We start from the raw sequence: 25,427 nt of genomic DNA, 5'->3' as shown, positions 1-25,427 counted from the left end.
TGCCCGGCGGGGCGCCGGTGCTCGATGATGCCGCTGAGATCCTCAGCTGAGATCGATCACTTGCCGGCCATGAGCTCGCGCATCAGGTCGGCGGTCTCGGTGGGGGTCTTGCCGACCTTCACACCGGCGGCCTCGAGGGCCTCCTTCTTGGCCTGGGCCGTTCCGGAGGAGCCGGAGACGATGGCGCCGGCGTGGCCCATGGTCTTGCCCTCCGGGGCAGTGAAGCCCGCGACGTAGCCGACGACCGGCTTGGTCACGTTGGCCTTGATGTACTCGGCCGCACGCTCCTCGGCGTCGCCGCCGATCTCACCGATCATCACGATGCCCTCGGTCTCCGGATCGGCCTCGAAGGCCTCCAGAGCGTCGATGTGGGTCGTGCCGATGACCGGGTCGCCGCCGATGCCGATCGCGGTGGTGAAGCCGAGATCGCGCAGCTCGAACATCATCTGGTAGGTCAGCGTGCCGGACTTGGAGACCAGGCCCAGCTTGCCCTTGCCGGTGATGTTCGACGGGGTGATGCCCAGCAGCGACTCCTCCGGGGAGATGATGCCGGGGCAGTTCGGGCCGATGATGCGGGTCTTGGGACGGCCGTCCTCACCCGCGTTCGCCTTGGCATGGGCCCAGAACTCCGCCGCGTCCTGCACGGGGATGCCCTCGGTGATCACGACGACCAGCGGGATCTCGGCGTCGATGGCCTCGATCACGGCGTCCTTGCAGAACTTCGGGGGCACGAAGACGATCGAGGCGTTCGCGCCGGTCTCCTGCATGGCCTCGGCCACGCCGCCGAAGACGGGCAGCTCGACGTCGGCACCCTGGGCGTCCTTGTGCGAGACGGTCGTGCCGGCCTTGCGGGCGTTCACGCCGCCCATGACCTGGGTGCCTGCTGCGAGCATCCGGGCGGTGTGCTTGGAACCCTCGCCGCCGGTGATGCCCTGAACGATGACCTTCGAGTCCTTGTTCAGAAAGATGGACATTCTGCTTCCTCTGCTTTCGGTTTCCGGCGGTGTCAGTTGGCGGCTGCGGCGAGCTCGGCGGCCTTGTCGGCGCCGCCGTCCATGGTGTCCACGGAGGTGACCAGCGGGTGGTTCGCCTCCTCCAGGATGCGACGACCCTCCTCGACGTTGTTGCCGTCGAGGCGCACGACCAGCGGCTTGGTCGCGGTGTCGCCCAGGATCTCCAGAGCCTTCACGATGCCGTTGGCCACGGCGTCGCACGCGGTGATGCCGCCGAAGACGTTGACGAACACGGACTTGACCTGCGGGTCGTTCAGGATGACGTCCAGGCCGTTGGCCATGACCTCTGCCGAGGCGCCGCCGCCGATGTCCAGGAAGTTCGCCGGCTTGACGTCGCCGTGCTTCTCTCCGGCGTAGGCCACGACGTCCAGCGTGGACATGACCAGGCCGGCGCCGTTGCCGATGATGCCGATCTCACCGTCGAGCTTGACGTAGTTGAGGCCCTTCTCCTTGGCCTTGGCCTCGAGCGGGTCCTCGGTGTTCTTGTCGACCAGCTCGGCGTGGTCCTCGTGGCGGAAGTCGGCGTTGTCGTCGAGCGAGACCTTGCCGTCCAGGGCCACGATCTCGCCCTCGCCGGTCTTGACCAGCGGGTTGACCTCGACCAGGGTCGCGTCCTCGTTCTTGTAGACCTCGCCGAGCTTCACGAGCACCGGCACGATCTTGGCGCCGGTCTCGTCGTCGAACTTGGCCTGTGCGACGATCTCGCGGGCCTTCTCCTCGGTCAGGCCGACGGCGGGGTCGACCTCCACGCGGGCCAGGGCCTCGGGGCGCTCGACGGCCAGCTGCTCGATCTCCACGCCGCCCTCGACGGAGCACATGGCCAGGTAGGAGCGGTTGGCGCGATCCAGCAGCACCGAGAAGTAGTACTCCTCGGCGATGTCGGCGCCCTGGGCGATCATCACGCGGTGGACAGTGTGGCCCTTGATGTCCATGCCCAGGATCTGCTGCGCGTACTCGTAGGCCTCATCGGCGGTCTTGGCGACCTTGACGCCGCCGGCCTTGCCGCGGCCGCCGACCTTGACCTGCGCCTTGACGACGGTCACGCCGCCGATCTTCTCTGCGGCTGCCTTTGCTTCTTCCGGAGTGGTCGCGACGATGCCCTGGAGCACGGGCACGCCGTGCTTCTCGAAGATGTCGCGTGCCTGGTATTCGAACAGGTCCACGGTTGAGAGCCCTTCTTCGTCGAAGTTCTTGTCCGACCGCGCGGATGTGCGGCCGATCGATGCCGTCGAGGCGCGCAGGCCCTGTCCTGCCGGGTGCACCCCGGCGCAGGGCACAGCGACGTGCCTCTCCTGCACCCACCCTAGCGGACTCGCCCTCGGCTGCGTCCTGCGCCCGTCGGGGCCTCGGAGTTGGTTGACTGTCCCCCATGCAGTCACCCGAACGGCGCGGCGCCGGCCCGACCACGCGCCGCGAGCCGTCGGCGCGATCGGCCAGGACCCGGGCCTCGGCGCGGGTCCTGGCGGTGTGCCTGGCGCTGTTCGCGCTGCGGATGCCCGTGGCGGAGGCCCCCGACCTGCTGGACCCGCCGGGGCGCCTCCTGCCTCTGTGGCCCCAGTCCCTGCTGTGGCTGGCGATGGGCGCGCTCGCTCTGGGCGCCTCCCGGTGGGGCTACCGGCACCTGCAGCAGGCCGCCGGGGAGCGACGGGTGTTCGCCGCGGGCCGCCGTCAGCCAGATGTCGAGGCCGACCCCCGCTCGCCCACGCTGGCGCTGGTCCTGTTCGTCGCGGCGGTGCTCTCGGCCGTGATCATCCCGCCGCTGCTCGTGGGCGGATGGACCCTGCAGCCGGTGGAGCTGTGGCTCGGGCTCTACGGGACCTACGGGACCTCCGTTGCGGTCGCGACGACAGCCTGGGTGATCTTCCACACCGGCTACGCGATCCTCGCCGCGCTGATCCTCGCGCTGGCCCAGCTGATGGGCGAATCGCTGATCCGCAGGGCCTGGACCAGGCGCGCCCCGCTGGGCGGGCTGGCGCTGGGACTGCTGCTGGGGATCCCCGATCTGCTGCTGTTGGGCTGGGCTGACCTGCTCACGACCGTGATCAGCTGCACCCTGCTGGGTCTGGTGCACCTGCTGGTGGGCGGCCGCCTGCGCTGGACCGCGGCCGCCGCCTGGCTGCTGCTGATGCTGCTATGAGCGCCTGGGCCCGGCAGGCGAGCTCCTCCCGGACCAGCCCGCCGTCCGCGGCTTCAGCGGCTCACTGACTCACTCTGCTCAGCGGGGCCGAGCGCACCAGCAGTCGCTTCTCCTCCGAGCCGAAGCGGACTTTGGCGATCACCCGGTCCCCGCGGCCTTCCAGCTGCACCACCGTGCCGCGGCCGAAGCTCTTGTGATCGACCTGCTCGCCGACGCTCAGAGCCAGGACCTCCCGCTGCGGATCCACGCGCCCGGCGGCTGGTGTGCGGGCACCGCGCCGGAAGGAGGCCGCCGGCCCTGCCTGTGAGCCTCCGGAGCCCATGAGCCCGGAGCCGTAGGCGGCCCCGCCCCAGCCCGGCCTGGCGCCGGAGCCCTCGCGCTCCCAGCGGATCAGCTCGGACGGGATCTCCTCCAGGAAGGGGCTCGGCGGGTTGTACTGGGTCTGCCCCCACTGCGAGCGGTTCTCCGCGCGGGTCAGATAGAGCCGACGACGGGCGCGGGTGATCCCCACGTAGGCCAGGCGCCGCTCCTCCTGCATCTGGGTCTCATCCGTCATGGAGCGCTGATGCGGGAAGATCCCGTGCTCCATGCCGGTGAGGAACACCACCGGGAACTCGAGGCCCTTGGCCGTGTGCAGGGTCATCAGGGTCACGACGCCCTGCGACTGCTCGTCCGGGTCGGGGATCTGATCGGCGTCCGCGACCAGGGCCACATGCTCCAGGAACTCCGCCAGTCCGTGCTCCGGGTGCTCGCGCTCGTGCTCGCGGACCACCGCCACGAGCTCGGCCAGGTTCTCCACGCGGGTCTCGTCCTGGGGGTCGTCCGAGGTGCGCAGCGCCTCCAGGTAGCCGGTCTGCTCCAGGACTGCCTCCACCACCGACGCCGGGCTGTTGCCCTCGGCGACGGTCGCGAGGTCGTCCATGAGCTGGACGAAGGCCCGGACCGCGTTGATCGAGCGGGAGGCCATCCCCGGAGCCTGATCGGCCCGGCGGGCGGCCTCCATGAAGGACAGCCCGTCCCGCTCGGCCAGGGCGGCGAGGGCGCCCTGGGCACGGTCCCCGATCCCGCGCTTGGGCTCGTTGATGATGCGCCGGACGGTGACCTCGTCATCCGGGTTCAGCAGCGCGCGCATGTAGGCCAGGGCGTCCTTGATCTCCTTGCGCTCGTAGAACCGGGTGCCGCCCACGACCTTGTAGGGCAGGCCCACGCGCATGAGGATCTCCTCGAGCGAGCGGGACTGGGCGTTGGTGCGGTAGAAGATCGCCACGTCCGCCGGGCGGATGCCCTCGGCGTCCTGGAGTCGATCGATCTCCTCGGCGATCCAGCGCGCCTCCTCGTGCGCGGACTCGGCCGCATAGCCGATGATCTCGGTGCCCTCGCCCTCGGCCGTCCACAGCCGCTTGTCCTGCCGTCCGGCGTTCTGGGAGATGACGGCGTTGGCCGCCGAGAGGATGGTCTGCGTGGAGCGGTAGTTCTGCTCGAGCAGCACCGTGCGAGCGGATGGATAGTCCTTCTCGAACTCGGTGATGTTGCGGATGTCCGCCCCGCGGAAGGCGTAGATAGACTGATCGGAGTCGCCGACGACCGTCAGCTCCGCAGGCGGCAGCCCGCTGGGGTCGTCCTGCTGGCCCACGATCTCCCGGATCAGCGAGTACTGGGCGTGATTGGTGTCCTGGTACTCGTCGACCAGCACGTGGCGGTAGCGGCGGCGGTAGTACTCGGCGATCTGCGGGAAGGCCCGCAGCATGTGCACCGTCTGGGAGATGAGGTCATCGAAGTCCAGGGCATTGGCAGCGCGCAGCCGCTGCGTGTAGCCGCGGTAGGTCTGGGCGACCGCCTGCGCCCACGGATCCGAGCCGCTGGCTCGGGACAGGCTGGTCTCATCGTCGATCAGCTCGTTCTTCAGCGACGAGATCGCGTGCTGCAGCGCCTTGGGGGCGAAGCGCTTGGGGTCCAGCTCGTGCTGCTTGGCCACCGCAGTGATCACGCGCAGCGAATCCGCGGAGTCGTAGATCGAGAATGTGGACTTCAGCCCGATCGCGCCGGCTTCCCGGCGCAGCACGCGCACGCAGAACGAGTGGAACGTGGACAGCGACATGCTGCGCGCCGACGGCCCCACGAGCTCGACCACGCGCTCGCGCATCTCCGCGGCGGCCTTGTTGGTGAAGGTGATCGCCAGGATCTCCCCCGGATGCGCCCGCCCCGTGCCCAGCAGGTGCGCGATGCGGTGGGTCAGCACCCGGGTCTTGCCCGACCCGGCCCCGGCCACGATCAGCAGCGGGGAGCCGGCGTGCTCGACAGCCTGGCGCTGCGGCTCGTTGAGCCCCTCCACGAGCGATTCCGGGCTGCGGCGATCGGCCACCGGCTCCATGGCGCTGGCAGCGCCCGAGGCCGACGAGGAGGAGAGCAGGGGGTTGTCCGAGAGGAAGTCCATGATGGGCTCGAGTCTAGGAGAGCCGCCGGACAGCACAGCGGGCGCCGTGCTCCCATGACGCAGGGCCGATAATCTGCAGGCATGGGACTCTCGCGGGCGCAGAAGATCAGGAAGCACGGCGACAGCGCCGCGGAGGCTCCGACGAGCCACGCAGCCGCCGGCCCGACCGGATCCGCGGCCGGGCGCCCGGCCGCGGATCCGCGCCGCGAGCAGCTGCGCCCGGAGCCGGAGAGCTCCCCGTCGAGCCCCATGCTGATCGTGGGTGTGGCCATGACGATCGCGGTGCTGTTCCTGGCCTATGTGAACCTGGTGATCCTGCCGGGCTTCGCCTCGGCCATGGTCGACGGGCACGGCGTCCCCGAGCTGCGCCTGCTGGGCTTCGACGCCGAGTGGTTCCGAGGCTTCACGGAGGCCATGGACCGCGACGCCGCCGAGGCCTATCGCTCGATCCATCACACCACGGCGCTGATCGCCCCGCTGGGCATGGCCCTGGGCTGGGCGGCGTTCGTGCTGGTGCAGTCCAAGGGCTCGGCGCTCTTCCGCTGGGTCGGACTCGGCGTGGTGGCAGTGTTCGCGATCGTCTACCTGCTCGGCAGCTCGGTGCTGGATCGCGCCGTGGCCGAACCGCAGGACGAGGTCCTGGTGGCCATGGCCTCGCTGCTGATGAACCTGCGTGCGGCGCTGCTGCTGGGCATGATCGCACTGCTGGTGTGGGCCATGCTGCGCTCGGTGCGCCGGATCGCCGGAGAGATGGCCGAACGCGGTCGGCAGGACCAGCAGGCCTGAGCCTGCACTGCTGGGCGCGCGCGCCGAAGAAGTCAGAAGGGTGCCCCCGGCGCGATTCGAACGCGCGACACCGGCTTTAGGAGAGCCGTGCTCTATCCCCTGAGCTACGGGGGCGACGGCGACCATCATAGGGCCCACAGCCCCCCGCCCCGAACAGCGGGACCCCCGGAGAGTGCCCGGCGCACTCGGGCACGGGCGATAGATTGGCGGGCATGGCTGTCTACATCGATCCCGCGCGCTGGCCTGCCCACGGCACCGTCTTCTCGCACATGGTCTCCGACACCTCCTTGGAGGAGCTGCACGAGATGGCCCAGCGGATCGGGGTGAGCCCGCGCGCCTTCGACGGCGATCACTACGATGTGGCGGTGGCCCACTACGACAGGGCCGTGGCCGAAGGCGCGGTCGAGGTCGATGGCAAGGAGCTGGCCCGGCGACTGGTCCAGTCCGGGCTGCGGATCCCCGCCGCTCGACGCAGCGAGCGCGCCGAATACGCGCTGCGCTCGCGCTGGGACAGCGCCCTCGGGATCGATCCCGAGCTGCGCCGTCTGCGCACCGACCTGCTGGAGCGCTGGGGCCAGCCGCACCGGCGCTACCACGACCGCACGCACCTGCTGGCCGTGCTGCGCGCCCTGGACCTGCTCACCGAGGATGCCCCTCCGCGGTCCGTCGTGCTGGCCGCGTGGTTCCACGACGCCGTCTACGACGGCCGCCCAGGAGCCGATGAGGAGGCCTCCGCCGAGCTGGCCGAGCGGCTGCTGCCGGAGGCCGGCTTCGAGGCCGTGGAGGTCGCCGAGGTCGCGCGCCTGGTGCGCCTCACTGCCTCGCATCGCCCCGCAGACGACGACGCCGCCGGGCAGCTGCTGAGCGATGCCGACCTGGCGGTGCTGGGCGGCTCCCCGGCCGAGTACGCCGACTACGTCCGCAGGGTGTCCCAGGAGTACGCCTCGGTGCCGCGCCCGGACTTCATGCGCGGGCGGCTGCAGATCCTGGAGCAGCTGGCCGGGAGCCGGCTCTACGGCACGCAGAAGGCGCAGCAGCTGTGGGCGGGGCAGGCCGCGCAGAACCTCTCGGTGGAGATCGATGACCTGCGCTTCGAGTCCCTGCAGGAGGTCCAGCCGCCGGGGGGCGTGGACCTGCTCACGATCGTGGGCGTGTGCTTCCTGCACGAGGGCCGTCTGCTGACCGTGCGCAAGCGCGGCACGCAGAAGTTCATGCTGGTCGGCGGCAAGCTCGAGCCCGGCGAGACCGCCGAGCGGGCCGCCCAGCGCGAAGTCGCAGAGGAGGTCGGAGCCGTCATCAGCCAGGAGGACCTGCAGCTGCTGGGCCGCTTCCACTCGCCGGCGGCCAACGAGGCCGACACCTGGATCTCCTCGACCGTCTTCACCATCGATCTGGACGAGCAGGCGCAGCAGCTCCTGCCTCAGGCGGAGATCGAGGAGCTGCGCCCGCTGGATCTGCGCCCGGAGGCGGTCGCCGAGGCCGAGGCCGCCCTTGCCCCGCTGGTGCGCCGGCAGGTCATCCCACTGCTGCGCCGCCGGGATCGTCGGTTCTTCAGCGCCGGCCAGCGCTGAGGCTTCGCCCCCGGGCATCGCTCACCTGCTCGGCGGCTGCTGCCCCTGCCCCTGAGCTGAGCGCTCTTCATCCTGCTGGCGGTCCTGGTCTTGCTGCAGACGCGCCCGGCGCCTGCGCCACAGGATGCTGGCCGCCACGAGCCCGATGACGATCCCTGCGCCGCCGATGACCGAGACCCACATAGCCGCGTGCCCGAGCGCCAGCGACACCAGCAGCCCAGCGATGACTCCGGGGATCGCTCCGGCCACCATGCCCACGGCCAGGTAGGTGTACTCCTGGTCGCTGCCGGTGCGTGCTGCCGCGCTGTAGTCCGCCGGGGGGCGCTGCTGTCCTCGAGGGTGCTCTGCCATGCCTCCAGCCTATCCGCGGCGCCGCGGTGAGCGGCGGCCGAGGTCCTCAGCGCACCGTGTAGAAACCGTCCAGCGCCATGTCGTGCACCGAGTGCTCGAGGGTTCCCTGCTGGGGGTTCAGCGCCGAGATCATCCGATCCCCGCCCAGGTAGATCCCCACGTGCGAACCGTCGTTCTGCGAGACGAGGTCCCCCGGGCGCGGATCGGCTGTGGGCTCGGCGGCCGCGAACTGCTCCCACGTGACCCGGGGGAGCTCGACTCCGTGCTGGGCATAGACCCACTGCACGAATGCGGAGCAGTCCCAGGCCTTGAACTCGGTGCCGCCCCACACGTACTGCCCTCCGAGCCCGAGCCGGGCGGTGGCCAGGATGTCCTCATCCGCGATCCCGGCACCGGTCCCGGCGGAGGCGGCCGTCGCCTGCTCAGCAGTCGGCGGCTGACCGGCAGGAGCTGAGGAGCTCTGCGCGGCAGCGATCTGCGCCGCGTCGGACGGGTCTGGCACGCCCGGGGCGGATTCGAAGGGGGCGGTGGCCGCGGAGACCAGGTCGTCGAGCCCGGGGTCGAGCGCAGGCTGGGCCGGGTCCGCCTCCCACAGGGGGCTCTGGAGGCTCTGGACGCCCAGCTGATCGCCGGCGCTCAGGTCTTCGGCCCTCTGCGGGGCCGCGTGGCGGGCCGTGGGATCCAGCGAGGTGGAGCGGCTGCCGTCTGCGTAGGCGAAGGTCACCACGCCGTCGGCGTCCGTGGACCAGGAGAAGGTCCAGTCGTTGGCCTCGGCGGCGGCCCGATCCAGCCCGGAGTCCTCGGGGACTGTACCGGTGACGGCGACCCAGGAGGGGAATTCGATCGCGGCCGCCTGCGCCGGTGCCGCGCTCAGCAGCGCCGCGCCCAGGAGCCCGAGCCCCGCAGCACCCACCAGCGGGACGGCAGTGCGATCGGCGCGCGGGCGGTCGCCGACGAGCAGCGCGTTCCCGCAGCCGGGCGCGGGACCCGGACGCCGGGTCGAAAGGACGGGTTCTTGGCGCACGGCACCGCGCGGCACAGGCGCAGCGCTGCGCAGGCCTTCGAGGTCCCGGGCGTCGAAGGCCCAGGACTCCACAGTCGGAACGGCGGTTCGGTGGGCGACAGCGGTCATGACGGGACCTCTCACGGCACAGCGAGCGGCGGCCGCCCCAGCGGCGGTCGGCATCGACGACGGCGATGCCCGCGCACGCTATGCCTCGTCCCGGCTCCGCCCACCCGGAGATCACCCGATTGAGACTCGCTGAGTCCTTGAGCCCGCAGATCGGTCCTCCCTCGGGACATGATCCGCAGCCGGCGTCGCCTGTGGAGCCGCGAGCGCGCAGAGGCTCAGAACCGGCACCGAACCGGCGTCCGCACAGACGTGGGCGCCGTCGGCGAACTCATCGCCGACGGCGCCTTCACCAGCGCTACAGGTGCGCGGAGCTCACCCCTGCCGCACGACGATCGAGTGGGCGGAGGACTCCGGGATCCGGATGTCCTCGGCCTCGACGCCCTTGGCCGGCTCCAGCGCCCGCACGACGACCTCTCCGCTGTCCTCCCTGCGGGCGGCGAAGACCCCACCGGCCAGCAGGCCGCAGCGGCCCAGCAGAGTCAGCACCTCCGGGTGGGTCTGCACGACCTCCGGGATGCCCACGAGCACGAAGCGCCCGCCGAGCTCACCGGCAGCGGCCTCCGCCAGGATCTGGTCGGTGCCGGGCAGGGACTGCAGCGGCTGCAGCAGCGCCGCGTGGGCGGCTTCCTCCGAGTCCGCGCCCAGGCCCGCCAGGCCCGGGATCGGCATGCCGTACGGCGAGATCTGCGGGTTGTGCAGCAGATCGACCAGGCGCTCCTCCACAGCCTCGCTCATGACGTGCTCCCAGCGGCAGGCCTCGTCATGGACGACGGAGAGGTCCAGCCCGATGACATCCGCGAGCAGGCGCTCCGCGAGGCGGTGCTTGCGCATCACCTTGACGGCGGTCTCCCGCCCGGACTCCGTGAGGGCCAGCCGACGATCCGGCTGCACGGTCAGCAGGCCGTCGCGCTCCATGCGCGACACGGTCTGGGAGACGGTGGGCCCGGAATGATCGAGGCGCTCCACGATGCGTGCGCGCATGGGAGGGATCCCCTCCTCCTCGAGCTCGAGGACCGTGCGCAGGTACATCTCCGTGGTGTCGATCAGTTCGGTCATGGAACAGCTCCTGATCAGGGGGCGAGCAGACTTCTGGGCACCCCATTTTCCGCAGCGGGGCGGGGCGTGCCCGTTCTTCCGGGAGTCTACGCAGATCCACGGACACTGCACGGGCAGGTGCGGCACAATGGCCGGGCGGAGGATCCTGCCGGGCCTCCGCCGAACCGACGCCCCAGGAGCACCGCCCGTGACCGACCGCCTCACGATCCCCGACAGCCTGCTGCCCGTCGACGGGCGCTTCGGCGCAGGCCCCTCCAAGGTCCGCGAGGAGCAGATGGGCGCGGTCGCGCGCGCTCACCGCAGGCTCATGGGCACCTCCCACCGACAGGCCCCGGTGCGCGGCCTCGTGGGCGGCCTGCGCGAGGGACTGGGCGAGTTCCTGCGCGCCCCGCAGGGCTACGAGATCCTGCTGGGCATGGGCGGCGCCTCCGCCTTCTGGGACGCCGCGGCCCTGGGCCTGGTGCGCGAGCGCGCCCAGCACGCGGCCTTCGGCGAGTTCGGCGCCAAGTTCGCCGAGGTCACCGACGCAGCGCCGTTCCTGGCGCCGTCGTCCATCCGCCGGGCCGAGCCCGGCACACGCACGGCCGTGCAGCTCGAGGACGGGATCGACGTCTACGCCTGGCCGCAGAACGAGACCTCCACCGGCGTGGCCGCCCCCGTCGTGCGCCCCGACGGCCTGGCTCCGGCACGCAGCGCGGCGGATCCGCTGGTCGTGGTGGATGCGACCTCGGCCGCCGGAGGCATGGCCGTGGAGCTGTCCGAGACGGACGTCTACTACTTCTCCCCGCAGAAGAACTTCGCCTCCGACGGCGGCCTGTGGTTCGGCGCGTTCTCCCCGGCGGCGATCGAGCGCATCGGGTCGGTGGCCGCCTCCGGACGCTGGATCCCGGCCTTCCTGTCCCTGGCGACGGCGCTGGAGAACTCGCGCAAGGACCAGACCTTCAACACCCCGGCCCTGGCCACGCTCGTGATGCTCGACGAGCAGGTCCGCTGGCTCAATGACCAGGGCGGAATGGACTGGGCGGCCGGCCGCACGGCGCACAGCTCCGGGCTGATCTACGACTGGGCCGAGGCTCACCCGCACGCCTCGCCCTTCGCGGCCGCGGCCGAGGACCGCTCCCCCGTGGTCGTGACCGTGGACTTCGACGACAGCATCGACGCCTCGGTGCTCAGCTCGGCTCTGCGCGCCCACGGCGTGGTGGATGTGGAGCCCTACCGGAAGCTGGGGCGCAATCAGCTGCGGATCGCGACCTTCGCCGCGGTCGAGCCCTCGGACGTCCAGAAGCTGCTGGCCTGCCTGGATGTGCTGATCGAGCAGCTCTGAGGCCCGCTCAGCGGCTGCGCTGTGCGCGCAGCCGCTGCCGGTGGGCCAAGCCCACGCAGGCGCCGGCCGCACCGGCCAGCACGGCCGCGCCCAGGCCCCAGCGCGGACCGAAGGCGTCGATGACCCAGCCGATCAGCGGCGCCCCGATCGGCGTCCCTCCCATGAGGATCGCCGAGTAGAGGCTCATGACGCGGCCGCGGAAGCGCGGGTCCGTGCTCGTCTGGACATAGGCGCTGGCGGTCGTCGTCATGGTCAGCGAGGCCATGCCCAGGGGGATCAGGCACAGCCCGAAGCTCAGGGGCGCGGGCGCCAGCGCGGCCAGCAGCGCGCTGAGCGCGAACATGGCCGAACCGGCATAGAGCGTCCTGAGCCTCGCGCGGGGGCGGCGGGCCGACAGCAGCGCCCCCGCCAGGGTGCCCACGGCGAGCACGGAGCTCATGACCCCGAAGGCCTGCGAGCCCAGCCCGAAGGCCGTGCCCGTCATGGCCGCCAGGAAGATCGCGAAGTTCAGCCCGAACGTGCCCAGCAGGAAGACGGTGAGCAGCACCGCCATCAGATCCGGGCGCTGCCTCACGTAGCGGAAGCCCTCCCGGATCTGGCCGTGCGCCTTCCCCGCACGCTGACGAGGGATCAGCCGGTGCTGATCCATCCGCAGGATGGCGGTGATCATCACGGCGAAGGTCAGGCTGTTGAGGACGAAGACCCAGCCGGTGCCCGCCTGCGCGATCAGCACGCCGGCAGCTGCCGGGCCGAGCAGACGCGCCGCGTTGAAGGCCGTCGAATTCAGCGCCACGGCATTGGACAGGTTCTGATCCCCGACCAGGCTGGCCACGAAGGTGTGGCGCACCGGGGCCCCGAAGGTCGTGGTGACGCCCAGGGCCAGCGCGAAGGCCATCACCCACCCCAGGCTCACCGCGCCGAGGAGCACGAGGCCTCCCAGGCCCAGGGCGAGGGCTCCCATCGCCGACTGGGTGATCAGCAGGAGCCGACGGCTGTCGGAGCGGTCGGCCACCACGCCCGCCCAGGGCGAGATCAGCAGCTGAGGCAGGAACTGCAGGGCGAGCACCAGGCCCATGGCCCGCGCATCATGATCCGTCAGCCCGTCGAACACGAGCCAGGACTGAGCGGTGCGCTGCATCCACGTGCCGGTGTTGGACAGCAGCGATCCCACATACCAGCGGCGGTAGTTGGGCTCGTGCAGCGACTGGAAGGCACCGGTCGCGGGGGTCCGGCTCACGGAGCGGGATCGATCCCCGGGGCCTGCTCGGGATCGGCCTGCGCACCGTCCGCGGAGTCCTCTGCCGCGGCGCCATGCTCGTGGGCCTGCTGCGCCGCGTCGTCGCCGCCCTGATCCGCAGCCTCCCGGTCGTCCTGCTCGAGGTCGGCGTGCCCGGCTCCCCCGTGGTCCTGGGCGCCGTCCTCGATGTCCTCGTGGTCGGCCTCGAGCACCCGCTCGGACCAGGGCACCCACTCGGGAGCCAGCAGGGCGTCCTCTCCGGGGAGCATGCCCGACTCGCAGACCGTGGCCCACTCGGATCCGGGCACCCGCGTGAGGGTGACGTACCACTCCCAGCCCCGGTAGCCGCGCGCGAGCGCGGGGAAGAGGTGGGTGAGCACCAGCTCGCCCTCGGCGCGGACGCGGTGCCCCTCGCCGATCTGCTCGGCCGGGACGAGCTCGCGCAGCGCCTCCAGCGCGAGCTCCTTCTGCGCTGCGAGCTGGGCGTCCGCCGCCGGCGGCTGCGACGCGGCGGACAGCGCCTCAGCCGGGCTCTCGGACTCTGCGTCCTGGGTGGATGCGGGCTCCTTCGGAGCCGGCTCGTGCGTGGTGGTGGTCTGCTCGCTCACCGATGCCCCTGTCGTCATGTCGTCAGCGCCGCTGCCGCCCGCGGGAGGGCCGGCGATGACCGACCCTGCTCCGCGCAGCTCAGGCCTCCAGGTTATCCGCGACCGTGCGCAGGATCTTGGCGATCTTCCGACCGTGGGCCCGATCCGGGTAACGGCCGTGCTGCAGCCCCTCCGAGATCCCGTCCAGCAGCGTCACCAGGTCCTGGCTGATCTCGGCCATCTGCTCGGCCGGCATGCGGCTGTTGCGAGCCACGGACGGGGTCTTGCCCAGCACGGTGGCCTGCAGCGCCTGGGCGCCGCGGCGGCCCTCGGCCACGCCGAACTCCATACGGGTCCCCGGGGCGACGGTCTGCATACCCGCGGGCAGCGCCGAGACATGGAGGAAGACCTCGCCGCCGTCGTCGTCGGCCAGGAATCCGAAGCCCTTCTCCTGGTTGAACCACTTCACCTTGCCGGTGGGCACTGTGCACATCCTCTGCTGCTCATGGCGAGGCCACGGCCTCGCGGGGTGTTCTGCAGGTGCGTGCTCGGTCCGCAGAGAGCTCTCCCGGACGGGGCACGGTATCTGCCCGGCCCGTTCAGCGACCCGTCGCACGAGCGCGCGGCTCGAGCCCCGGCGGGCGTGCACTGCTCGGGGACCGGCAGAACGTCCCATCGTACCCCAGCCGGTGCGTCGACGCCCCTGTCGAAGACGGCTGTACCCTGGGTCCATGCCCGCCGAGCACTCCCCGTCGACTTCCCCTGCCCGCCCCGGCGCCGAGACCTCCCGCGCCGATAGGCACTCCGGCGGCATGGACGCGCTCGCCTGGGCCACGGTCGTGCTGGCGGTGAGCTCCGCGGCGGCCATCGCGGCCATGCTGATCACCAAGTGGGTCGTGGGCGGCGGCGAGATCTGGCCGTGGTTCACGCGCTACGCGCTGGTGGCCTTCCCCCTGTCGGTGGTGCTGCTGTTCGCGCTGCTGGTGCGCAACGCGATCCGTCGCAGCCGCAGCTGACATCGTGAGCACCAGAGTCCCGCTGCGGCGCCGGAGCTGAGATGGCCAAGCTGTACTTCCGCTACGGGGCCATGAACTCGGGCAAGTCCACTGCCCTGCTGCAGGCCGCGTTCAACTACGAGGAGCGCGACCAGCGCGTCATGCTGGCCAAGCCCTCCGTGGACACCAAGGGCGAGGCCACCATCACCTCCCGGCTGGGTCTCGCCCGGCCCGTCGACCTCCTGCTGGGGCCCCACGACGACGTCCGCGCCCGGTTCCGCGAGGCGGCCGCCGGCCGGGATCCCGAGGCTCTGCTGGAATCCGTCGACGTCCCGCCCGTGGCCTGCCTGCTCGTGGACGAGGCCCAGTTCCTGTCCCCGCAGCAGGTGGACGACCTGCTGCGCATCGCCGTGCTCGACTCCGTGCCGGTGCTGGCCTACGGGATCCGCGGCGACTTCCGCACCCGCTCGTTCCCCGGCTCGGGTCGGCTGATGGAGATATCCCATACGCTCGAGGAGCTCAAGACCATCTGCCGCTGCGGGCGCAAGGCGATGTTCAACGCCCGGACCTCCGATGACGGCATGGTGCTCGACGGCGACCAGGTGGCGATCGACGGAGAAGTCGCCTATGAGTCGCTGTGCGCGGCCTGCTACCTCGAGCGCAGCGGCGGGAGGCTGGGCTGAGCGACTCCCCGCCGCTCACCACGTCCATGAAACACCCTCACAGCGTCCAGAGGACATCCAGGAGACTCCGAGACACTGAATGCCGTGAACAACAGCAACCCTGAAGCAAAGCTCCTGGTCGTCGACGACGAGCCCAACATCCTCGAACTGCTCGCCACCTCGCTGAAGTTCGCGGGCTTCGAGGTCGTCACCGCCGCCAACGGCCGCGATGCGATCACGCGCGCCCAGGAGGAGAACCCCGATCTGGCGGTCCTGGACGTCATGCTCCCGGATCTGGACGGCTTCGCCGTCACCCGCAAGCTGCGCGCCGAGGGCCGCACCTTCCCCATCGTCTTCCTGACCGCCAAGGACGACACCGAGGACAAGGTCCAGGGCCTGACCGTCGGCGGCGACGACTACGTCACCAAGCCGTTCAGCCTGGATGAGGTCGTGGCCCGCATCCGCGCGGTCCTGCGCCGCTCGGCACCGGCCGAGGAGGACGACTCTCGCCTGCGCGTGGACGACCTGGTCCTCGACGACGACGCCCATGAGGTCTTCCGCGGCGAGCGCGAGATCGACCTGTCGCCCACCGAGTTCAAGCTGCTGCGCTACCTGATGCTCAACCCCAACCGCGTGCTGTCCAAGGCCCAGATCCTGGACCACGTGTGGGAGTACGACTTCAACGGAGACGCCTCGATCGTCGAGTCCTACATCTCCTACCTGCGCCGCAAGATCGACAACGATCCGGATCTGCCCCCGCTGATCCACACCAAGCGCGGCGTCGGGTACCTGCTGCGCACAGCCCACAAGAACGGCTGAGCCCATCCGCGGTCCCCAGCCGGCGGTGTCCGCCACCGGCGGCGCCGCCCGCCGTCCTGAGATGATGGCCCTCGTCCGCCTGTCGCCGACGGAGGTCTGATCCGTGGAGAAGCTCACTGCGCGGTGGCGCTCGTCGTCGCTGCGGACCCAGCTGATGGTCCTCACCGGGCTGCTGCTGATGCCCTCGATCCTGCTGACCAGCTTCGTATCGATCTCCGTGGTCCGGGACTCGCTGGTCAATTCGATCGACAACGAGCTGCGCGAGTCGCTGAGCACCGTCTCGACGGCGCTGATGTCGGACATGATCGGCTCGCCGACCGTCAGCGTGTCCAAGCGCGGCTATCTGCTCGACTCCGACGCCGAGGTCGTCGCCCAGGTGGGCCCCACGGCTCCCGGACTGGTCGACCCGGGCGAGCCGGATCTGTCCAGGTTCACCCGAGAGCTCGTCCTGCGGACGGATCAGTCCGGCATGACCGTGCGCTCCGCCGACGGAGAGGACGGCTCCTGGCGCGTGGTGGCCGCCCCGCAGGCCGATTCGGAGTACACGGTCGTGACGGCCGAACCGCTGGGCTGGGCCAATGGCATGATCTCGGCGGTGACCCTGCTGACGCTGAGCTTCGGCGTGGCCACCCTGCTGGTCGCCCTGACGGTCGGCTGGATCCTCATCACGCGCGCCTTCACTCCGCTGAAGCGGGTCGAGACCACGGCGGCCGCGATCGCCGCCGGCGATCTGTCCCAGCGCATCTCCGGCTACAGCTCCGCGACCGAGGTCGGTCAGCTGTCCATGTCGCTGAACCGCATGCTCGGGCAGATCGAGGATGCCTTCGAGGCGCGCACCCACTCCGAGAACCGGCTGCGGCAGTTCGTGGCCGATGCCTCCCACGAGCTGCGAACCCCGCTCGTGTCGATCCGAGGGTACTCCGAGCTCTACCGCCACGGCGCCCTCAACGACGATGAGAAGGTCGCCCAGGCCATGGGCCGCATCGAGTCCGAGGCCACGCGCATGACCCAGCTGGTCGAGGACCTCCTCTCGCTGGCCCGCGTGGACAACGGACGCGCGCTCGAGATCACCGACGTCGACCTCCTGATCCTGGCCCACGACGCCGCAGCCGACTTCGCGGCGGCCTGGCCAGATCGCCGCATCACCGTGCTCGGACCGGATGACAGCGCCGCCGCGCCGGTATGGACCCGCGGCGATGATGCCCGCCTGCGCCAGGTCGTGGTCAACCTGATGACCAACGCCGTGCGCTACACCCCGCAGGGCAGCGATCTCGAGATCATCGTGGAGAACCCCTCCTTCGACGCCGTTCCGCAGGAGCAGCAGCCTGCGGTCCCCTCGGATGAGCCGGCTCCGAGCTGGCTGGCTCAGCTGAAGATCCGCGACCACGGCCCAGGCATCAGGGGCGCCGACCGCACCCGGATCTTCGAGCGGTTCTACCGCGCCGACACCTCCCGCACCCGCGAGACCGGCGGCACCGGGCTGGGCCTGTCGATCGTGGCCTCGGTCGTGGGCCAGCACGGCGGCGTGGTGACTCTGGAGGAGACCCCCGGCGGCGGCGCGACCTTCGTGGTGACCCTGCCCGGCGGCGACTCCGCCGAGGCGGCGATCCAGCGCGCGGCGGAGGTCGATGACCCCGCCGAGCACGCCCTGCGCTCCGAGAGCACCCACGAGTCGAGGCCCTCCCGCACCGACTCCGGCACCTGGTTCTCGCGCAGCACCTGGACCCCCTCCAGGCGGCGGACGCCTCCCACCGAGGAGCAGCTCGAACGGCAGCGCCAGGTCGCCGAGGAGTCCGCGCCCTCCGCGGCGAGCTCACGGCGGATGCGTCGGGCCCGCCGCAGCGAAGAGCCGGCCCTGCCCGAGACGACCTCGGACGGATCCCCCTCTGCACCGACCCCTCCGGCGGCTGTCGAGGCGACGGACGCCGGAGGCACCGCCGCAGGGCATGAGCCACGGGTCACCGCCGCCCCCGGCGACGACGGGCTCCCCCCGATCCCCGAGATCGACGACGACGATCCCAGCATCATCGACGAGACCGGCGGGCTTCCGGATGTGTCCGAGCAGGATGCCCCGCAGGCGCACGACGACGACCGCGGAGATGCCGCGCGGGGCTGAGCGGCTCCTGGCGCTTCGCCGGGTCCCACCCGCCCGGCTTCCCGTCGGACGATGCTGCTGAAAAGGCGCCCCGCCGCCGAGCTCGGTGCGCTCTGCCGCGGGCGGCGTCGCTTCAGGACTCGAGCGTCACCTGGAGATGACGCAGCAGCCACTCACCCAGCTCATTGCGAGACTGCGCTCGCATCCACAGGGCGGTGTGCACCGACGAGCCCGTGGAGCTCAGGACATGGACGGTGCTCTGGACGGTGCCTGCGCTCGGGGCCAGGATGTCGACCAGATGCAGGTCGGCGGAGTCATCGCCCCGGGAGAGGCTCTGCGGCTCGGCAGGGCGGCCGTCCCCGTCGATGAGCACGGCCTCCGGATGCAGGGCAGCGCTCGCCAGGCCCTCGCGGATCCGTCGGCGCTCCAGGCCGAAGACCTCCTGCGCCGGGCTCGGAGCTGCGGCCAGGTCCTCGGACTGGACCTCCAGGCTCGAGAGCAGGTCTGGATCCGGATCGTCCGGGCGCTCCTGGGCCTGCGATCGCAGATCCGCTGCGGCAGTGGCCTCACCGGACGGCTCCGCTGCCCCCGAGGACGCGGCAGGTCCGCCGCCCAGCACCAGTCCCGGTCCCTCCTCCGGCTCGCGCCCTGCTTGGAACGCCTTGGCGGCGGCGTTGGCCCGAGCGTCCGCGGCCTCGTTGAGCTCGTGGCCCGCGTGGCCCTTGACCCACTCGAAGGTCACGTCCCGTCCCTGCATGGCGGCGTCCAGCGCCTTCATGAGCTCGACGTTGAGCACCGGCTTGCCGTCGCTCTTCTTCCAGCCCTTCTTCTTCCAGCCCTTCATCCACTTGGTGATGGAGTTGATCACGTACTGGCTGTCGCACAGCACCCGCAGCGGCTCCCCGAGCTGCTGCGTGGACTCGAGCAGGTCCAGTACCGCATGCAGCTCTCCCTTGTTGTTGGTGCCGTGGGGCCAGCCCCCGCTGCGCCAGTTGGAGTCGTCGATGTACCAGGCCCATCCGGCGGGGCCGGGATTGCCCAGGGCGGAGCCGTCAGCGGCAGCAGTGATCGTCATGCCGGACACTGTGGCACGTCCCACCGACAGCACAGGTGCCGCAGACTCCGTCCCAGCGGCGCTGCCTCGGCGGCTCCTGCACCGTCGGCACCGGCAGAGCCGCCGTCGTCGGACATGGCGACGGGCCCCGCCTCCCGAGGTGGGAGACGGGGCCCGTCAGGTTCGCTGGGAAGCGCATCAGGCGCGTTCAGCGATGACGCCGAGGCGTCATCACATCATGCCGCCCATGCCGCCCATGGGGTCTTCGCCGCCGCCGCCGGCAGCGGCCGGCTCCGGCTTGTCCGCCACGACGGCCTCGGTAGTGAGGAACAGACCGGCGATCGAGCCGGCGTTCTGCAGGGCCGAGCGGGTGACCTTGACCGGGTCGTTGATGCCCGCGGCCATGAGGTCCTCATACTCGCCGGTGGCCGCGTTGAGGCCCCAGCCCTTCTCGAGGCCGCGGACCTTGTCCGCCACGACGCCCGGCTCGAGCCCGGCGTTGTAGGCGATCTGCTTGAGCGGGGCGTCGATGGCAACCTTGACGATGTTCGCGCCGGTGGCCTCGTCGCCGCTGAGCTGCAGCTGGCCGAAGGCGGTCTCGCCGGCCTGGATCAGGGCGACGCCGCCGCCGGCGACGATGCCCTCCTCCACTGCGGCCTTGGCATTGCGCACGGCATCCTCGATGCGGTGCTTGCGCTCCTTGAGCTCGACCTCGGTGGCCGCGCCGGCCTTCAGCACGGCGACGCCGCCGGCCAGCTTGGCCAGACGCTCCTGCAGCTTCTCGCGGTCGTAGTCCGAGTCCGAGTTCTCGATCTCGGCGCGGATCTGGGCCACGCGGCCCTCGATCTCCTCAGCGGAGCCGGCTCCGTCGACGATGGTGGTCTCGTCCTTGGTCACCACGACCTTGCGGGCGGTGCCCAGCAGATCCAGGGTGGCGGTCTCGAGCGAGAGGCCGACCTCCTCGGTGATGACCTGGCCGCCGGTCAGGATGGCGATGTCCGCCAGCTGGGCCTTGCGGCGGTCGCCGAAGCCCGGTGCCTTGACGGCCACGGACTTCACGGAGCCGCGCATCTTGTTCAGCACCAGCATGGCCAGCGCCTCGCCCTCGACGTCCTCGGCGATGATCATCAGCGGCTTGCCCGACTGGATGACCTTCTCCAGGACCGGGACCAGATCCTTCACGGCCGAGATCTTGGAGTTGACGATGAGGATGTAGGGATCCTCGAGGACGGCCTCCTGGCGGTCGGCGTCCGTGACGAAGTAGCCGGAGAGGTAGCCCTTGTCGAAGCGCATGCCCTCGGTCAGCTCGAGGTCCAGCCCGAAGGTGTTGGACTCCTCGACCGTGATCACGCCCTCCTTGCCGACCTTCTCCATGGCCTGGGCGATGAGGCGGCCGATCTCCGGATCCGCGGCGGAGATGGAGGCGGTGGCCGCGATCTCCTCCTCGGTCTCGATCTCCTTGGCGGAGCTGAGCAGCTCGGCGGTGACGGCCTCGACGGCCTTCTCGATGCCGCGCTTGAGCGAGAGCGGATCAGCACCGGCGGCCACGTTGCGCAGGCCCTCGCGCACGAGCGCCTGGGCGAGCACGGTGGCGGTGGTGGTGCCGTCGCCTGCGACGTCGTCGGTCTTCTTGGCGACCTCCTTGACGAGCTCGGCGCCGATCTTCTCGTAGGGATCCTCGAGCTCGATCTCCTTGGCGATGGACACGCCGTCGTTGGTGATCGTGGGAGCGCCCCAGGACTTCTCCAGGACGACGTTGCGACCGCGCGGGCCGAGCGTGACCTTGACGGCCTCGGCCAGGGTGTTGAGGCCGCGCTCGAGACCGCGACGGGCCTCCTCGTCGAATGCGATGAGCTTTGCCATGTGTTCGTCCCTCCTGGACGTTCAGTCTGACTCCCACCGACCCGCTGCCCGCGACGGACGGGGCGCCGGCTCCCGCGGGATCTGCCCGCCGGGCCTGCCCCTCAGAGAGGCGGTGGCTTCCACTGCTGCATCGAGCGGATGCGCCGGCCGCAGCGGGGCCGGCTGGCAGTCTGCTCGACTGAGTGCCAAGTCCATTATTGGCACTCGGCACCGGCGAGTGCAAACCCCCTGAGCGCGTTCGACTCAGGATTCACCGTGGGCGGACGCACCGCACCAGGGCGCCTGCTCCCACTCCTCGCGCAGCATCCCGTAGATCATCCGGTCGTAGTGCTCCCCCGCCACCATGCGGGCCCTGCGGATCCTCGCCTCCTCGGTGAAGCCGAGCTTCTGGGCCACGCGGCACATGCCGCGGTTGCCGCTCCAGGTCTCCAGGTCCACCCGATCGGCGTCGCCGATCCGGAACAGGAGGTCGGCCCACAGACGCAGGGCCTCCGAGCCGTAGCCGCCGGACCAGAACTCCGGCGGGTAGATCGCCACGCCGATGGAGTGCAGCGGCAGCAGATGCGTGCCCGTGCCCGGATCCTCCGTGGGGGCCTCGGCGTGATACCAGGAGACCTGCCCCAGGAACCTGTCGGTGCCCTGCTCGGCGATCACTGCGGTGTCGCGCACGGCGGGCCAGTCGCCCCGGTGCACCCGCTCCGTCAGCCTCCCGAGCCAGCGGTGGGCCGTCTGCGCGGTGAAGTTGGGGTAGAAGGGTCCGTCCGTGCGCTGCCATTCATGCTCGCCGCCATCCGGCGGGGGCATGATCCAGCGCTCGTAGACGGGGAGGTCATCGGCGCGCCAGTCGCGCAGGCGGACACGCTGGCCCTCGACGGCCAGCGGCTCGACGGCACCCGCCTCCCCCGCCGCGCTCATCGCAGGACCTCCGCCGGATCGACCGCCAGCGCCTGAGCCGCAGCCCCCTCCTGCGGGAGCCCGGCGGCGCCCTGCGCGGAGGACTGCTGCTGGTCGCTGCCCACCAGTTCCGCTCCGACATCCTCTCCGATCACGGCCACCAGCGGGTAGGCGATGGCGTCGTCGGCCTGGATCTGCTCGATCCCCAGGGCGTCGGCCACGAACCGGGCCTGCTCCTCGGTGCCCACGTCGCCGGAGTAGTAGACCACGCTGTCCGCAACGGACATGCCCCAGTTGCCGGTGGCGACGACCTGCCAGTCCAGCGCCGTGAGCTCCTCGGTGGCCGCACCGGCCGCACCGTCGAGCTCGGTCGCGTTGAAGACCCCCACCTGCTCGGCGTCCTGGGGAGCAGCCGAGACCGCGGCGCCGCCCTCGGCTGCGGCGCTGCGGACCGGATCCTCAGCGGCCTGGTCGCCGGCTCCCTCCACGGCCGCCGGGCTGCGGTCCTGGCTCATCGTCGAGAAGACGTAGGCGCCGGCCCCCAGCAGGAGACCCAGACTGCCCACGATGACCATGGCCTTGAGGCTGCCCGGGGTCGTGGGTGCCGCGGCCTCCCGGGGGCGGTGCGCGCCCTGCCGGGATCCGCTCTCCGGGACGTCGTCGAAGACGTCGCGCGGGTGAAGGTCGGGATCCGACCACGGAGGCTGTTCGCTCATGCGCGCCATCCTTCCATCGGCGAGCCCGTGCGTGCGCGGCGACGAGCCGCCGGGACCGCCATCACGAGTCCCTCAGCTCGCTCAGCCGCCGCACCAGGGCCGGCTCCGCCGCCCAGGCGGCCTCCGTGTCCAGCAGCGCGTTGAGCCGCTGGTAGTACTCCGTCACGGGCATCCCGAGCTGCGAGCCGATGGCCCGCTCCTTGGCCCCCTGATACTTGAAGCGCCGCTTCTCCATCTCGAGGATCATCCGCTGCTGCTCGTCCAGCTCCGCCGCCTGCGCGCTCATCAGCGCTGCTCCTGGCGCGGGCGCACCGAGACCGAGGTGAGCTGCATGTCCGGGGAGGCATCCACGACCGCGCGCACGGCACCGGCCACCGACTCGGGGAGGATGTACTCCTCCGGGCGGTGCTGCTTGCCGATCGAGTCATGGATCCCCCGCAGCATCTCGGTGTCCGTGGGGCCGGGGTGCACCGAGGCCACCCGCACGAGATCCGGCTCGAGCTCCTGGCGCAGCGAGTCCGCCAGCGCCCGCAGCGCGAACTTGGAGGCGGCGTAGACCGCGTTGCCGCCGCTGGCGGTGAAGCCGGCGCCGGAGTTCACGAGCACCACGGTGCCCTGGGCGCGACGCGGCGCGGGCATGGCCAATCGGGTCAGCTCGGCGGGGACCATCACGTTGAGCTCCAGCTGCGCCTGCCAGTCCTGCGGGCGGGAGTCCTCGACCGAGAGCCGGTGGCCCAGCGCGGCGCAATGGACCAGGACATCCAGCCGCTCGAGCCCGCCCACGAGCTGGGGCAGGGCCTGGAAGTCGGTGAGCTCAGCGCGCAGGGGCTCCACACCCTCCGGCAGCTGCGCCAGGGCGTGGTCATCGCGACCCACGGCCAGGACTCGGTGATCGACGGCCAGGAAATCGACGACCGCCCGGCCGATGCCGCCGGTGGCACCGGTGACGAGGGCGACGGGACGCTGATCGGTGGGGCTGCTCGATTCGCTCATGCCGCCACTGTAGGACGCGGTCACGACAGCGCAGCGGGCCGCCACGGCCGTCGTCGTGCTCGTCGGTCCCTACAGTTATCTGCATGACCAGCACCGATTCCGCAGACCGCCCCGAGCTCGCCGAGATCATGGCGAAGGACTGGGCCGAGGCCCTGCGCCCCGTCGAGGACGTGATCCATGGGATGGGGGACTTCCTGCGCCAGGAGCACGCGCAGGGTGAGCGCACCTTCCCGCCGGGACCCGAGATCCTGCGCGCCTTCCAGGAGCCGATGGCCGATGTCCGCGTGCTGATCCTGGGCCAGGACCCGTACCCCACCCCGGGCCATGCCATGGGGCTGTCGTTCTCGGTGCGCCCGGACGTCCGGCCCCTGCCTCGATCCCTGCAGAACATCTACCGCGAGCTGCACGAGGATCTGGGGGTCGCCCCGGCCGAGCACGGGGACCTCAGCGCCTGGAGCCGACAGGGCGTCATGCTGCTCAACAGGTGCCTCACGGTGCGCGACGGCGTCCCGGCCTCCCACCACGGCAAGGGCTGGGAGACCGTCACCGAGTGCGCGGTCCGGGCTCTGGCCGCCCGCGGCGGCCCGCTCGTGGGCCTGCTCTGGGGGCGCCCGGCCCGGCAGTGCGCCCCGTGGCTCGCCCCGGCGCCCACGGTGGAGTCCGCGCACCCCTCGCCCCTGTCCGCCTCTCGCGGCTTCTTCGGCTCGCGGCCGTTCTCGCAGGTCAACAGCCTGCTCGAGGAGCAGGGCGCGGCCCCGATCGACTGGCGCATAGAGTGAGTCCATGACCGAGAGCGCACCCCAGCGACCCACCCCCGTGTCCAAGTCCGCGAAGCCGCCGAAGCCCCAGATCGACCTGACCGTCGTGCAGCGCCTGGAGCTCTCCCCGTCGATGGTCCGCATCGTGGCCTCCATCGCCGATCCGAGCTCCTTCCAGGACATCGAGCCGCCCGAGAAGTACTGCAAGCTCGTGTTCTTCGACCCCGCGCTGGGCCTGGGCGATCATCCCGACTACTGGAGCCTGCGTGAGACGCTGCCGCGCGAGCAGCTGCCCGTGACCCGGCACATGACCCTGCGCCGCGTGGATCTGGAGACCGGGCAGCTGTGGATCGACGTGGCGCTGCACGGCGATTCCGGCTGGGCCGGCCCCTGGGCCGCTCGCGCCCAGCCCGGCGACACCATCGTGGCGGTGGGTCCCGGCGGCAAGTGGATCCCCGATCCGCAGGCCTCCTGGAGCCTCATGCTCGGCGACGAGGCCGCGATCCCCGCCGTGCTCGCCAATGTCGAGGCCATGCCCGAGGACGCGCGCGGCGAGATCCTGCTCGAGGTCCAGGACGCCGATCATCACCTGGACGTCCAGGTGCCCTCGGGCTGGAACCTGCGCTGGATCCACCGCACCGAGGCCGCCGACGGCGTCCCCGCCCTGGTCGAGGCCGCGCGCACGGCGCAGTGGCCGGACACGACGGCGGGCGTGCAGGTCTTCGCCCACGGCGAGCGCGAGGCCATGAAGGCCCTGCGCCCCGTCCTGTTCGAGGACCACGGGCTGGATCGCACGCAGGTCTCGCTGTCGGGATACTGGGCCCGCGGCCGCGACGAGGACGCCTTCCAGGCCGAGAAGAAGACGCCGGTGGGCAAGATCTGATCCCCTCGCCGCAGCACAGCACGACGGCCGCGCACCTCGCCATGCGAAGGTGCGTGGCCGTCGTCGC

25 protein-coding genes and 1 tRNA gene are annotated in these 25,427 nt (G+C 71.2%); 10 read left to right on the top strand and 16 right to left on the bottom strand.

Going from position 1 to position 25,427, the window contains the following annotated elements; translation table 11 throughout:
• Positions 1 to 56 precede the first annotated feature (56 nt).
• The gene (gene sucD, locus M3E84_RS04200; RefSeq protein ID WP_259894749.1) at positions 57 to 974 is read right to left on the bottom strand and encodes a succinate--CoA ligase subunit alpha; all 918 of its coding nucleotides are present in this window, start codon (positions 972 to 974) and stop codon (positions 57 to 59) included.
• Positions 975 to 1,006: 32 nt separating this feature from the next.
• Positions 1,007 to 2,176: an ADP-forming succinate--CoA ligase subunit beta gene (sucC, locus tag M3E84_RS04195; RefSeq protein ID WP_259894751.1), complete on the bottom strand. Its 1,170-nt coding sequence runs from the start codon at positions 2,174 to 2,176 to the stop codon at positions 1,007 to 1,009.
• 206 nt (positions 2,177 to 2,382) lie between these two features.
• Between sucC and M3E84_RS04190 the strand changes: the two genes are divergently transcribed.
• Positions 2,383 to 3,150 (top strand): hypothetical protein, encoded by a 768-nt coding sequence (locus tag M3E84_RS04190; RefSeq protein WP_259894748.1) that lies wholly within the window; start codon positions 2,383 to 2,385, stop codon positions 3,148 to 3,150.
• A gap of 61 nt (positions 3,151 to 3,211) precedes the next feature.
• Here the strand turns inward: M3E84_RS04190 and pcrA are convergent, their stop codons facing one another.
• Positions 3,212 to 5,584 carry a DNA helicase PcrA gene (gene pcrA / locus M3E84_RS04185; RefSeq protein ID WP_259894747.1) on the bottom strand — a complete coding sequence of 791 codons (2,373 nt, stop codon included), beginning with the start codon at positions 5,582 to 5,584 and terminating at the stop codon, positions 3,212 to 3,214.
• A gap of 81 nt (positions 5,585 to 5,665) precedes the next feature.
• Here pcrA and M3E84_RS04180 point away from each other — a divergent pair, with 81 nt between their 5' ends.
• Positions 5,666 to 6,370, top strand: coding sequence for a hypothetical protein (locus tag M3E84_RS04180; protein ID WP_259894746.1), 705 nt, complete (start codon positions 5,666 to 5,668; stop codon positions 6,368 to 6,370).
• Between the two features lie 41 nt (positions 6,371 to 6,411).
• Here M3E84_RS04180 and M3E84_RS04175 read toward each other — a convergent pair.
• A tRNA-Arg gene (locus tag M3E84_RS04175) sits at positions 6,412 to 6,484 on the bottom strand.
• 98 nt (positions 6,485 to 6,582) lie between these two features.
• Here M3E84_RS04175 and M3E84_RS12380 point away from each other — a divergent pair.
• On the top strand, positions 6,583 to 7,941 hold the full coding sequence (locus M3E84_RS12380; protein ID WP_311200427.1) for a DUF4031 domain-containing protein: 1,359 nt from the start codon (positions 6,583 to 6,585) through the stop codon (positions 7,939 to 7,941).
• Between the two features lie 21 nt (positions 7,942 to 7,962).
• On the opposite strand, the gene M3E84_RS04160 is transcribed toward M3E84_RS12380, so the two are convergent.
• The 3 genes from M3E84_RS04160 to M3E84_RS04150 all read right to left on the bottom strand — a co-directional run bounded on the left by M3E84_RS04160 (position 7,963) and on the right by M3E84_RS04150 (position 10,480).
• Positions 7,963 to 8,292 (bottom strand): hypothetical protein, encoded by a 330-nt coding sequence (locus tag M3E84_RS04160; RefSeq protein ID WP_259894745.1) that lies wholly within the window; start codon positions 8,290 to 8,292, stop codon positions 7,963 to 7,965.
• A gap of 46 nt (positions 8,293 to 8,338) precedes the next feature.
• Positions 8,339 to 9,424 carry a C40 family peptidase gene (locus M3E84_RS12375; protein ID WP_311200426.1) on the bottom strand — a complete coding sequence of 362 codons (1,086 nt, stop codon included), beginning with the start codon at positions 9,422 to 9,424 and terminating at the stop codon, positions 8,339 to 8,341.
• A 312-nt stretch (positions 9,425 to 9,736) separates the two neighbouring features.
• Positions 9,737 to 10,480 carry a metal-dependent transcriptional regulator gene (locus tag M3E84_RS04150; protein ID WP_259894744.1) on the bottom strand — a complete coding sequence of 248 codons (744 nt, stop codon included), beginning with the start codon at positions 10,478 to 10,480 and terminating at the stop codon, positions 9,737 to 9,739.
• A 187-nt stretch (positions 10,481 to 10,667) separates the two neighbouring features.
• Between M3E84_RS04150 and serC the strand changes: the two genes are divergently transcribed.
• Positions 10,668 to 11,804: a phosphoserine transaminase gene (gene serC / locus M3E84_RS04145; protein ID WP_259894742.1), complete on the top strand. Its 1,137-nt coding sequence runs from the start codon at positions 10,668 to 10,670 to the stop codon at positions 11,802 to 11,804.
• 7 nt (positions 11,805 to 11,811) lie between these two features.
• On the opposite strand, the gene M3E84_RS04140 is transcribed toward serC, so the two are convergent.
• From M3E84_RS04140 to M3E84_RS04130, 3 genes are all read right to left on the bottom strand, one after another.
• On the bottom strand, positions 11,812 to 13,041 hold the full coding sequence (locus M3E84_RS04140) for an MFS transporter (RefSeq protein ID WP_259894741.1): 1,230 nt from the start codon (positions 13,039 to 13,041) through the stop codon (positions 11,812 to 11,814).
• A complete protein-coding gene (locus M3E84_RS04135; RefSeq protein ID WP_259894740.1) occupies positions 13,038 to 13,649 on the bottom strand; it encodes a DUF3027 domain-containing protein in 612 nt (203 codons plus the stop codon). Before M3E84_RS04135 ends, M3E84_RS04140 begins: the two co-directional genes overlap by 4 nt.
• Before the next feature lie 79 nt (positions 13,650 to 13,728).
• The gene (locus tag M3E84_RS04130; protein ID WP_259894739.1) at positions 13,729 to 14,112 is read right to left on the bottom strand and encodes a cold-shock protein; all 384 of its coding nucleotides are present in this window, start codon (positions 14,110 to 14,112) and stop codon (positions 13,729 to 13,731) included.
• 247 nt (positions 14,113 to 14,359) lie between these two features.
• On the opposite strand from M3E84_RS04130, the gene M3E84_RS04125 reads away from it, so the two are divergent.
• The 4 genes from M3E84_RS04125 (at position 14,360) to M3E84_RS04110 (ending at position 18,220) form a co-directional block, all read left to right on the top strand.
• Positions 14,360 to 14,644, top strand: a complete 285-nt coding sequence (locus M3E84_RS04125) for a hypothetical protein (protein WP_259894738.1) — start codon at positions 14,360 to 14,362, stop codon at positions 14,642 to 14,644.
• Positions 14,645 to 14,685: 41 nt separating this feature from the next.
• On the top strand, positions 14,686 to 15,306 hold the full coding sequence (locus tag M3E84_RS04120) for a thymidine kinase (protein WP_259894737.1): 621 nt from the start codon (positions 14,686 to 14,688) through the stop codon (positions 15,304 to 15,306).
• A gap of 84 nt (positions 15,307 to 15,390) precedes the next feature.
• Positions 15,391 to 16,104: a response regulator transcription factor gene (locus M3E84_RS04115; protein WP_259894736.1), complete on the top strand. Its 714-nt coding sequence runs from the start codon at positions 15,391 to 15,393 to the stop codon at positions 16,102 to 16,104.
• Between the two features lie 103 nt (positions 16,105 to 16,207).
• On the top strand, positions 16,208 to 18,220 hold the full coding sequence (locus M3E84_RS04110) for a HAMP domain-containing sensor histidine kinase (protein WP_311200424.1): 2,013 nt from the start codon (positions 16,208 to 16,210) through the stop codon (positions 18,218 to 18,220).
• Positions 18,221 to 18,332: 112 nt separating this feature from the next.
• Here the strand turns inward: M3E84_RS04110 and M3E84_RS04105 are convergent, their stop codons facing one another.
• The 6 genes from M3E84_RS04105 to M3E84_RS04080 all read right to left on the bottom strand — a co-directional run bounded on the left by M3E84_RS04105 (position 18,333) and on the right by M3E84_RS04080 (position 23,719).
• On the bottom strand, positions 18,333 to 19,274 hold the full coding sequence (locus M3E84_RS04105) for a ribonuclease HI (protein ID WP_259894735.1): 942 nt from the start codon (positions 19,272 to 19,274) through the stop codon (positions 18,333 to 18,335).
• A 210-nt stretch (positions 19,275 to 19,484) separates the two neighbouring features.
• Positions 19,485 to 21,116: a chaperonin GroEL gene (gene groL, locus M3E84_RS04100; RefSeq protein WP_259894734.1), complete on the bottom strand. Its 1,632-nt coding sequence runs from the start codon at positions 21,114 to 21,116 to the stop codon at positions 19,485 to 19,487.
• A gap of 243 nt (positions 21,117 to 21,359) precedes the next feature.
• Positions 21,360 to 22,031 (bottom strand): GNAT family N-acetyltransferase, encoded by a 672-nt coding sequence (locus tag M3E84_RS04095; RefSeq protein ID WP_259894733.1) that lies wholly within the window; start codon positions 22,029 to 22,031, stop codon positions 21,360 to 21,362.
• Entirely contained in the window at positions 22,028 to 22,726 is a 699-nt protein-coding gene (locus M3E84_RS04090) for a LytR C-terminal domain-containing protein (protein WP_259894732.1), read from the bottom strand. Before M3E84_RS04090 ends, M3E84_RS04095 begins: the two co-directional genes overlap by 4 nt.
• Before the next feature lie 61 nt (positions 22,727 to 22,787).
• A complete protein-coding gene (locus M3E84_RS04085) occupies positions 22,788 to 23,012 on the bottom strand; it encodes a DUF3263 domain-containing protein (RefSeq protein WP_259894731.1) in 225 nt (74 codons plus the stop codon).
• Positions 23,012 to 23,719 (bottom strand): SDR family oxidoreductase, encoded by a 708-nt coding sequence (locus tag M3E84_RS04080; RefSeq protein WP_259894730.1) that lies wholly within the window; start codon positions 23,717 to 23,719, stop codon positions 23,012 to 23,014. The genes M3E84_RS04085 and M3E84_RS04080 overlap by 1 nt, the downstream gene beginning before the upstream one ends.
• Positions 23,720 to 23,802: 83 nt before the next feature.
• Between M3E84_RS04080 and M3E84_RS04075 the strand changes: the two genes are divergently transcribed.
• On the top strand, positions 23,803 to 24,498 hold the full coding sequence (locus tag M3E84_RS04075; protein ID WP_259894729.1) for a uracil-DNA glycosylase: 696 nt from the start codon (positions 23,803 to 23,805) through the stop codon (positions 24,496 to 24,498).
• 4 nt (positions 24,499 to 24,502) lie between these two features.
• The gene (locus tag M3E84_RS04070) at positions 24,503 to 25,360 is read left to right on the top strand and encodes a siderophore-interacting protein (protein ID WP_259894728.1); all 858 of its coding nucleotides are present in this window, start codon (positions 24,503 to 24,505) and stop codon (positions 25,358 to 25,360) included.
• The last annotated feature ends 67 nt before the right edge of the window (positions 25,361 to 25,427 follow it).

This window comes from Kocuria sp. p3-SID1428 (genome assembly GCF_025149945.1).
In the GTDB taxonomy this organism is placed as follows: Bacteria; Actinomycetota; Actinomycetes; order Actinomycetales; family Micrococcaceae; genus Kocuria.
This window is presented reverse-complemented; position numbering and strand designations above follow the sequence as displayed.